General features: G+C 67.2%; 9 protein-coding genes and 1 pseudogene. 6 read left to right on the top strand and 4 right to left on the bottom strand.

What is annotated here, in order from left to right; translation table 11 throughout:
- The coding region (locus tag ACNA7R_RS05045) for a M14 family zinc carboxypeptidase (protein WP_416282465.1) at nucleotides 1–826 on the bottom strand (826 nt) is incomplete at its 3' end.
- A 305-nt stretch (nucleotides 827–1,131) separates the two neighbouring features.
- Between ACNA7R_RS05045 and ACNA7R_RS05040 the strand changes: the two genes are divergently transcribed.
- Both ACNA7R_RS05040 and ACNA7R_RS05035 read left to right on the top strand, forming a co-directional pair.
- Nucleotides 1,132–1,284: a C2H2-type zinc finger protein gene (locus ACNA7R_RS05040; protein WP_416282464.1), complete on the top strand. Its 153-nt coding sequence runs from the start codon at nucleotides 1,132–1,134 to the stop codon at nucleotides 1,282–1,284.
- 88 nt (nucleotides 1,285–1,372) lie between these two features.
- Nucleotides 1,373–1,639, top strand: coding sequence for a hypothetical protein (locus tag ACNA7R_RS05035; RefSeq protein ID WP_416282463.1), 267 nt, complete (start codon nucleotides 1,373–1,375; stop codon nucleotides 1,637–1,639).
- Here the strand turns inward: ACNA7R_RS05035 and ACNA7R_RS05030 are convergent.
- Both ACNA7R_RS05030 and ACNA7R_RS05025 read right to left on the bottom strand, forming a co-directional pair.
- Complete coding sequence (locus ACNA7R_RS05030) at nucleotides 1,594–1,800, bottom strand: hypothetical protein (protein ID WP_416282462.1); 207 nt, start codon at nucleotides 1,798–1,800, stop codon at nucleotides 1,594–1,596. The two genes, ACNA7R_RS05035 and ACNA7R_RS05030, sit on opposite strands and share 46 nt — an antisense overlap.
- Nucleotides 1,801–1,855: 55 nt before the next feature.
- A complete protein-coding gene (locus ACNA7R_RS05025; RefSeq protein ID WP_416282461.1) occupies nucleotides 1,856–3,511 on the bottom strand; it encodes a hydroxysqualene dehydroxylase in 1,656 nt (551 codons plus the stop codon).
- 126 nt (nucleotides 3,512–3,637) lie between these two features.
- Between ACNA7R_RS05025 and ACNA7R_RS05020 the strand changes: the two genes are divergently transcribed.
- Entirely contained in the window at nucleotides 3,638–4,729 is a 1,092-nt protein-coding gene (locus ACNA7R_RS05020; protein ID WP_416282460.1) for a glycerol dehydrogenase, read from the top strand.
- Between the two features lie 62 nt (nucleotides 4,730–4,791).
- Here the strand turns inward: ACNA7R_RS05020 and ACNA7R_RS05015 are convergent, their stop codons facing one another.
- Nucleotides 4,792–5,427 (bottom strand): metal-dependent hydrolase, encoded by a 636-nt coding sequence (locus tag ACNA7R_RS05015; RefSeq protein WP_416282459.1) that lies wholly within the window; start codon nucleotides 5,425–5,427, stop codon nucleotides 4,792–4,794.
- Nucleotides 5,428–5,592: 165 nt separating this feature from the next.
- On the opposite strand from ACNA7R_RS05015, the gene ACNA7R_RS05010 reads away from it, so the two are divergent.
- From ACNA7R_RS05010 to ACNA7R_RS05000, 3 genes and pseudogenes are all read left to right on the top strand, one after another.
- Nucleotides 5,593–6,873: a hypothetical protein gene (locus tag ACNA7R_RS05010; RefSeq protein WP_416282458.1), complete on the top strand. Its 1,281-nt coding sequence runs from the start codon at nucleotides 5,593–5,595 to the stop codon at nucleotides 6,871–6,873.
- 58 nt (nucleotides 6,874–6,931) lie between these two features.
- Nucleotides 6,932–7,534, top strand: a complete 603-nt coding sequence (hpt, locus tag ACNA7R_RS05005; protein ID WP_416282457.1) for a hypoxanthine/guanine phosphoribosyltransferase — start codon at nucleotides 6,932–6,934, stop codon at nucleotides 7,532–7,534.
- A gap of 78 nt (nucleotides 7,535–7,612) precedes the next feature.
- Nucleotides 7,613–8,413, top strand: a pseudogene (locus ACNA7R_RS05000) (uracil-xanthine permease family protein); the annotation flags it as partial.
- Nucleotides 8,414–8,464 lie beyond the last annotated feature (51 nt).

Below are 8,464 nucleotides of genomic sequence, written 5' to 3'. Positions count from 1 at the left end.
GGTGGTGGTGGGTAAAGGCCCAGTCGGGGTCGGCCTCGAGGAACGAGTCGATGGTGGCCCACGTTTCGGGATTCAGACCCAGGCCGCTTCCCCAGATAATCTCCGGCGGATCGTCGACCTGCGGCTCGAGGTCGATTTCGTCGATCGGGACACCGTATGAACGTCCATTCCAGGTACCGATATCCTCGTCCTCGTCGGGATCGAAATCGGGGATGACCGGAAAGTCACGGTTGAGGTCGTAGCCGGGGACGTCCCAGTCGTCGTAGTGGTAGTTCGGCCGCTGTTCGGTCTCGTCGTCCCAGCCGGTCGTGTTCGTCCGGCGCTGGTAGAAATCGGAACTGTTCCCCTCGGCGAGGCCGTCGTCCCCGCGGAACTCGTTGCCGTCCGGGTTCATATCCGGGATGATCGTCAGCGAGAGCCCGTCGAGGATGTCCGCGACCTCCGGGGAGTTCCCCATCGCGAGCGTCTGGAGGACCTGGACGGTGGCCTCGAGCCCCGAGGGCTCGTCGCCGTGGATCCCGTTGATCATGTGGAGGCGCTCGTCGCCGTCGCCGATCTGGACCTCCCAGATGGGGTCCCCGCGGCCGGCCGACTCGCCGATCTGGCGGAGTTCGAGGCGGTCGCTGCGCCGGTCGAGCCCCCGGAGGCGGTCGGCGAGCTGGTCGTTCGTGTAGTAGGAGGCGTAGGGCAGTTTCTCCTGATCGTCGGTCGTCCCCCACGGCCCGCGGGGTCGGTACCTGTCGTGGTCGTCGCCGCTGGCGGTTCCCGCGAACGCCAGGCCGGTCGCCGTCGCCGCTATCGACTTGAGTGCGGTACGTCGTTGCATGATCTACCGACTCTCTCCGAAACGGATAAGGTAAAGATTTGTGGTCTTTATCAGTTGATGAATTAGAGTCCGAAGTAGCACCAATAACCCACTTCAATAAATAAACGCGGCCGGACGTCGCGGTCCGGCGTGACACGGTCAGCGACGACTGCTCGAGAGACCGAACCCACTGGTCCTCGACGCGACGATGACCCGTCCGGACTCGATTCCGCGCGGGAAACGGCCTCGCAACTGAACCGGCGATCGGACCACCCCCTCGTGTGCAACGTTCACAATTATTATGGTCGATGTTGTGACGAACGCACATGGTAATGGACCCGCGAGACGACGAGGAGGTCGAGGAATCGAGCGCGTTCGTCTGTCCGGTCTGCGACGAGACCTTCGACTCACAACAGGAACTGGAGACCCACGGCGAGGACGAACACGAGGATACCGAGATCGATTCGAAACAGCCCTGACCCGGCGCTGGCGAACGCGCGACGCCGACTCAGCGGGTACAATTAAGTAGTACGGAGTTGATAAGTATAGATAACGGATCGATTGACTATGTCTCTCACTGACAACCCGCGCCCGCCGCTTCCGACGTGGATCACGGACGCGTACGAGGTGCTGTCGGCCCGGATCGTCGACTCGAGCGCCGACCACGACGGTGTTCCGTCGATCGACCGCGAGCGGGCGGTGACGGTCCTCACCGGCGTCGACGAGCTCGCACTCGAGCGGGTCGACGCCGAGCACGCGATCACGCGACTGCTCGAGCGGGGCTACCTCTACGAGGTCGACGACGAACTGCGGGTGACCACCCACTCCGACTGACCGCCGACGTCGCGACCCGCGGTCGTCCCCGACCGCGACGTGTGACCGCCGCCCCACAGACCCATCATCGGAACGGCCAGCAGCATCAACAGAACCGGCAGCAGGAACAGGACGGCGAGAACGAGCAACAGGGTTCGAACGAACGTCTCGTCGGTAGCCATACGGAGACGTTCGACGGCGAGCAACAAAATACCGGGCGGGCGCTTTCGCGGCCCGTCAGGCCCGACCGCCCAGCCGGCTCGTCACGTTCCGAAGCGACTGGGTCACCTCCGCGGGGTGGGGCAGCCCGAAGCGGTACCGGATCCGATCCTGGCGCTTGAACGGCTCGAGCGCGGCGGGCTCCTCGAGGTCCCAGATTCGCGCCGTCTCGCGAGCGCCGTGGCGCCGACAGATCGCGTTCGCGGCTCGGCGACCTGCCTCGTTGGCCGACTCCATCGACGCCAGGTCGCTGTTGGTCCGGACGTAGTCGCTCGCGAGCGTCAGGTTCGGAACGCCGACGTCCGCGGGCGGTCGGTTTCGCAACGCGCCGACCGTATTGATCAGCAGCGGCGAGCGGTTCTCGACGCCCTCGACGGTCTCACCGCTTCCTCGGTGCGTCTCCGACGCGCCGCCGACTTCGACGAGCGCGGGATCGAGGAACCAGTCGACCAGCAGGTCGTCGTCGAGTTCGGTATCCAGGTGTCGCTTGAGCTGCTCCCAGATCTCCGTGGCGATCTCATCGCGGGAACACCGCCGCGCGGGCTTATCGTAGACGATTCCAGGTGTATCCCAGTCCGAAGCGATCACCGAGAGGACGCCCGCGACTTCGTCGGGGCCGCGCTCCTCGAGGTCGTACCCCGTCCAGAACTGCCGCTGGGAGATCGACGTCAGCGCCCAGGGGGCGTCGGCGTACACCTGATGGCCGCGAGTGAGTTCGACGTCCTCGCGGAGGTAGAACTGGATTCCGTTCATCCAGGCCGTCTCGAGGCGGTCGATTCGCCCGAGTTCGGGCGCGATCCGAGCCAGCTCCGGCGTCACGAACTCGGGGGCGACCTCGACGGGGACCGCGAGGACGTACTCGTCGCTCCGAACCCGGCTCCCGTCGGCCAGCTCGAGGCCCGCGACCTGCTCCCCGTCGACCTCGAACCCGCGGATCGGCGTCGCCGGGTGAAACTCGACGTCGAGGTCCTCGAGGTACGCGACCCAGGGGTCGATCCAGGCCTCGTTGGTCGGCCCGTTCAGGATCCGTTCGGTCGGTCTGCTCGGATCGAGCTGTCCGAACAGCAGCTGCACGTAGATCGTTCCGATTGTCCGGGCGCTGCCGACTTCCGGCCGGAGCGCGACCAGCGACTGCGTGGCGAAGGCGAGTCGATCCTGGAACTCCCGCGAGCGGTTCTCGGCGTCGATGAACGCCCACCAGGAGACGTCGTCGAGTTCGTTCTCGCGGCGCTCCTCGCAGGCCGTCAGCAGGTACGCCAGCCGCTCGAGCAGGAACCGGACGTCCTCGGACGGCAGGTCCTCGGCGAACGCCGGTCGGAGCGCCTCGAGCCACTCGCGGAGCGACTCGGGGTTTCGCGTCTTCGCGACCTGGTCGGGGCGATAAGTGCTCGCGATCAGCGTCGCTTCGGTCTCGACGAGGTTGTCCGCGACCGTCCCGCTCCCGTCCGGAATCCGCTCCATCGTGTCGACGACGTGGCGGTAAAACGCCGGGAAGAATCGAAACCCGTGCTCGCCGTGCAGTCCGTCGGGGTCGCCGTCGACCGGCATCGAACGGGCCTTCCCGCCGAACCGGTCGTTGGCCTCGTAGACCGTCACGTCGAACCCGCGCTCGGCGAGTTCCTGCGCCGCGGTGAGGCCTCCGATTCCGCCGCCGACTACGGAAACGTCAGTCATCGATTCGGCTAGGTCGACGGTGCACCTAACGGGTGGGCCTAACAGTAGTACTCCCGAAAGTTCGTCCCGGACGTGTCAGTCCCCGAGGGAACGGCTATTTCCCTCTCCGCGGAGAGACACTCCCACATGATCCGATCGTTCAACTCTCCCGCAGCGTACGTGCAGGGCCGAGACGCCCTCGATCAGCTGGGCGACCGACTCGCTCCCGTCGCCGACTCGGCACTGGTGCTCGCCGATTCGGACGTCCTCGAGATCGTCGGCGACCGGGCGGAGGCGAGTCTCGAGGCCGCCGGCGTCGAACCGACCCTCGAGGAGTTCGGCGGGGAGTCCTCGGAGACCGAGATCGACCGCCTCACCGAGGTCGCGCGCGAGGCCGGCGCTGACGCGATCGTCGGCGCCGGCGGCGGGAAAGCCCTCGATACAGCCAAGGCAGTCCGGGAGAACGCGGGCGGAGCGATGGTCTCGGTCCCGACGATCGCCTCGACGGACGCGCCGACGTCGGCGCTGTCGGTGATCTACTCCGAGGACGGCGAGTTCGAGCGCTACTGGTTCTACGAGGAGCATCCCGATCTGGTACTGGTCGACACGGCGGTGATCGCGGGCGCCCCCGTTCGCTTCTTCAGATCGGGGATCGCGGACGCGATGGCGACCTGGTTCGAGGCCGACGCGGTCCGGCGGGCCGACGGCGAGAACTTCTTCGACGAGGGACCGACCCACGCCGCCCACTCGCTCTCGCGGCTCTGTTACGACCTTCTGCGCGAGCACGGCCGCTCGGCGGTACAGGCCGTCGAGCGGGGGATCGTCACCGAGAGCGTCGAGGCGGTGACCGAGGCGAACACCCTCCTGAGCGGGCTGGGATTCGAGAACGGCGGGATCGCGGCCGCCCACTCGGTCCACAACGGGCTCACGCAGCTCGAGGACACCCACGGCGCGACCCACGGCGAGAAGGTCAACGTCGGAATCGTCACCCAGCTCGTCCTCGAGGGACGCGACGACGCGTTCGTCGACGATGTCCTCGAGTTCTCGACCGAACTCGGACTTCCCGTCACGCTCGGCGAGCTCGGGGTCGACGATCCCGCCGAGGACGACCTCGAGCGAGTCGCCCGAGCGGCGGTCGCCGAGGGAGAGACGATCCACAACGCCTTCGACGCAAGCGCCGACGAGGTCCGCGACGCGATGATCGCGGCCGACGATCTCGGGTCTAGACGCCGTTCGTGACGGGGTTGGCCCCTTGACGGCGTGAGTCGTTCCGTTCGCTGTCCGCTCCCGTACTCGTCTTCTCAGTCGTCGATTCGCTCGAGGTCCGACTCCTCGATCGGCAGGAATCGCTTCGGGAGCCGTTCTAGAACGCGATCGGGGAGGCGCTCGAGCAGCCGTTCGCCGATCGCGGCGAGCGGTTTCCGAAGGAGCGCGTACACCGCCGAAACAGCGAGCAGCGCGAGGACGACCGTTCGAACGACTCCGTCGAAGACGAGCAATCCGGGGACCGCCAGCACGATTGCGAGCGCGAGGTCCTCGGGCGCGCCGTCGTAGCGAACCCAGCGTCGCGGCTCGAGCCAGCGGCCGTGGTAGTGGCTGTAGACCGCCCGGTTGGAGGTTCCCCGCCAGGGTTTCAGCTCGAGGCCGCCGCCGAAGGCGTCCATCGAGGAGTGCAGCGCGGCCGCGAGGAGGAAGACCGCGACCGCAACGGTCGCCTCAGTCGGGACGACGAGCCCGACGACCGACGCCGGCGCCGCGAGCAGCCAGTAGTAGACGGGAAAGTGGAGGGTCCGGCGGTGGCCCGCGTAGAGGTCGAGATCGGGGAAGATCCCGCCGACGATCGCCGCAACGGCGACGACGACGGCGAACTGCGGCGCCACGAGCGCCAGGGCGGCGGCGAGGGCGAGCCCCACGAACGCGTGGGTCGTTGCCATCATGGGAGCGGACGTTCGACCGACGGCCACGTATGGCCGTTGCGCGCTCGAGCAAGCGAGGGGACGATCGACGCGCCGTCGTCGCGCGGACTCCTATCATCGGTCGAACCCTGCAAGCCTCGAGCTTTCGCTGAGAGCGCGTCTACGTGGGCGAACGGACGATCACCGATGTCGCGAACACCGACCCGGGCGTTTCACGGGGAACGATCGAACGCCTTGATCTCGTGGCTCGCCGTCGCCGCCGTCCTCGTCGTTGGCGCGCGAGCCCTCCTCGAGGGGCGCGTCCACGAGGTGCTGTTCGCCGCGACGGTCGCGACGGTCGCGCTCCTCCCCGCGATCGCCCTCGAGACCGGACGGGCCGCCCTCCCCTGGGAAGTGACGGTCGTCGCGATCGCTCCGTTGCTCGCGGCCGTCCTCGCGCCGGACCTCTGGAACCGTCAGCTCGTCGTCTACGCCGGCGCGGCGACGATCGCGCTGGCGCTCACGCTCGAGGCGCACGCGCTGACCGAGATTCGCCTCGAGCGGTGGCTCGCCGTCATCTTCGTCACGATGCTGTCGGCGGCGATCGCGGCGACGTGGGCGTCGCTCACGTGGACGGTGGACCTCGTCGCGGGCACCGACCTCCTCGCGAGCAATACCGAGGCGATGTGGCTCCTGATCGTCGCGACCGTCGCGGGACTCCTCGCGGGCGTCTGCTTCGATCGCTACTACCGTCGCTTCCCCGGCGAGGAGCTCGTCTCGGCGCCCGTCGACGGCATCGAGGAGACCGTCTTCGCGAGCGAGGCCGATATCGACGGCCACCCGTCCCTCGAGGAGCGGCTTCCGATCGCCGCGAGCACCCAGCGCTGGCTCGTCCGGGCGCTCCGGCTCGGCATGGTCGCGATCGTCGGATACGGCCTCCTCACGCTCGATCCCGGTGTGATCACCAACGCGGCCGCGATGCTCGCGATCACGTTCCTCCCCGCGATACTGCGCCGACGGTACGGGATCCCGTTCGATACCGGGCTCGTCCTCTGGCTCACGACGGTCGTGTTCATGCACGCGATCGGCTCGTTCTACATCTACGATCGATCCTTCTGGTGGCACAACGTCACCCATCCGCTGTCGGCGACGCTCGTCGGCGCGGTCGGCTACGTCGCGATCCGAACGCTCGACGAACACCGTGACGAGATCCACGTCCCGCCGTCGCTGATCCCGGGCGCCGTCGTCGTCTTCGTGCTCGCGTTCGGCGTCTTCTGGGAGATCGGCGAGTTTACCCTCGACGCCGTCGCCGCCCGCACCGGCCTCCAGATGCCCCTCTCCCAGCACGGCCTGGACGATACGATGTCCGACATCGTGTTCAACACGCTGGGCGCGATCGCGCTGGCCGTCTGGGGGCTGCCCTACCTCACGGACGTCACCGACGCCGTGACGGACCGCCTCGAGGGCTGGTGGCTCCTCGGCCGGTGAACGTCGCGGTGGGTCTCGAGAACGAACCGCTTTTACTCGAATTGGTCGAACCCACGCCATGGAGCGCCTGCTCGCCTCGCTCGACGACGCACCGATCATCGACAAGGACGGCTACGAGTACCTCGTGCATCCGATCAGCAACGGCGTCCCCCAGCTCGAGCCCGCCCTCCTTCGGGAGGTCGTCGTCGAGGTGATGCAGACCGCCGACCTCGAGGTCGACAAGATCGTCGCCCCGGAAGCGATGGGAATCCACCTCGCGACCGCCGTCTCCCTCCAGACCGACATCCCGCTCGTAGTGATCCGCAAGCGTCCCTACGGGCTCGAGGGCGAGGTGTCGCTTCACCAGGAGACCGGCTACTCGGAGTCGGAGATGTACATCAACGACGTCACCGAGGGCGACCGCGTGGTGGTCCTCGACGACATGCTCTCGACGGGCGGCACCTTAGCCGCGATCTGTGAATCCCTCGACGAGATCGGCGCCGAGATCGTCGACGTCGTCGTCGTCATGCGGAAGGTCGGCGACTCCGCGCTCGACGACACCCCCTACGAGGCGACCAGCCTCCTCGATATCACCGTCGAGGACGGCGAGGTGATCGTCCACGACCTTCCGGAGTCGGTCGACGCGGACGCAATCCCCGATCCTATCCACGATAGTGGATAGATATCGGCAGTAGACTGCCGGATTTGATCGAGGTTGCGAAACTTTTTGTGCGCCGATTCGTAACCTGGCGGCCATAGTATGTCGGCCAACACGGACGGGGAGCTGGACCTCGAGTACGAACTCGACGATCGGCCGCCGTGGCCGAAGTCGATCCTGCTCGGGCTCCAGCACGTCGCGGTGATGATCGTGCCGGCGACCGCGGTGGCGTACATCGTCGCCGACGGCGTCGGCCTCGGCGCGGGGGACACGGCCTACATCGTCCAGATGATCCTGCTCTTTTCCGGGCTGGCGACGGTGATTCAGGCCTACACGATCGGTCCCGTCGGCGCGAAGCTCCCGCTGGTGATGGGGACCAGCTTCACGTTCGTCGGCGCGATTACGACGATCGGCGCCGACTTCGGGATGGCGGCGGTGTTCGGCGCGATCCTCGTCACTGGGTTCGCCGTTGAAGGCGTCATCGGCTGGCAGTTCGAGCGCGTCAAACCCTTCTTCCCGCCGCTGGTCACGGGGCTGGTCGTCGTCATTATCGGACTCTACCTCATCCCCGTCGGGATGGAGTACGCCGCCGGCGGGGTCGGCGCCGAGGACTTCGGCGCCGCGCACAATATCGGCCTGGCCGCGCTCGTGCTTGCGGTCGCAGTCGGACTCAACCTCTTTACCCGCGGCGTCGCCCGACTGCTCGCGATTCTCGCCGCCATCGTCGTCGGCTACGCCGCCGCCGTTCCCCTCGGCATGGTCGACTTCTCGCCGATCGCCGAGGCGTCCTGGCTCGCGGTCCCCTCGCCGACCCGGTACGGCTTCGAGTTCGAGCCGATCGCGATCGTCACCTTCGCCTTCCTGTTTCTGGTGTCGGCGATGGAGACCGTCGGCGACATGTCGAGCCCGTCATCCTGACCGCGCTCTCGGCACTCGTACTCAACACTCTCGTTC

It is taken from the genome of Natronococcus sp., from assembly GCF_047921035.1.
GTDB lineage: Archaea > Halobacteriota > Halobacteria > Halobacteriales > Natrialbaceae > Natronococcus.
This window is presented reverse-complemented; position numbering and strand designations above follow the sequence as displayed.

What these genes read in the sequence shown, in the direction of transcription:
- ACNA7R_RS05025 (WP_416282461.1), bottom strand. Translation starts at nt 3,511, where the DNA reads ATGACTGACGTTTCCGTAGTCGGCGGCGGAATCGGAGGCCTCACCGCG.
- hpt (WP_416282457.1), top strand. Translation starts at nt 6,932, where the DNA reads ATGGAGCGCCTGCTCGCCTCGCTCGACGACGCACCGATCATCGACAAG.
- ACNA7R_RS05015 (WP_416282459.1), bottom strand. Translation starts at nt 5,427, where the DNA reads ATGATGGCAACGACCCACGCGTTCGTGGGGCTCGCCCTCGCCGCCGCC.
- ACNA7R_RS05020 (WP_416282460.1), top strand. Translation starts at nt 3,638, where the DNA reads ATGATCCGATCGTTCAACTCTCCCGCAGCGTACGTGCAGGGCCGAGAC.
- ACNA7R_RS05030 (WP_416282462.1), bottom strand. Translation starts at nt 1,800, where the DNA reads ATGGCTACCGACGAGACGTTCGTTCGAACCCTGTTGCTCGTTCTCGCC.
- ACNA7R_RS05035 (WP_416282463.1), top strand. Translation starts at nt 1,373, where the DNA reads ATGTCTCTCACTGACAACCCGCGCCCGCCGCTTCCGACGTGGATCACG.
- ACNA7R_RS05010 (WP_416282458.1), top strand. Translation starts at nt 5,593, where the DNA reads ATGTCGCGAACACCGACCCGGGCGTTTCACGGGGAACGATCGAACGCC.
- ACNA7R_RS05040 (WP_416282464.1), top strand. Translation starts at nt 1,132, where the DNA reads ATGGTAATGGACCCGCGAGACGACGAGGAGGTCGAGGAATCGAGCGCG.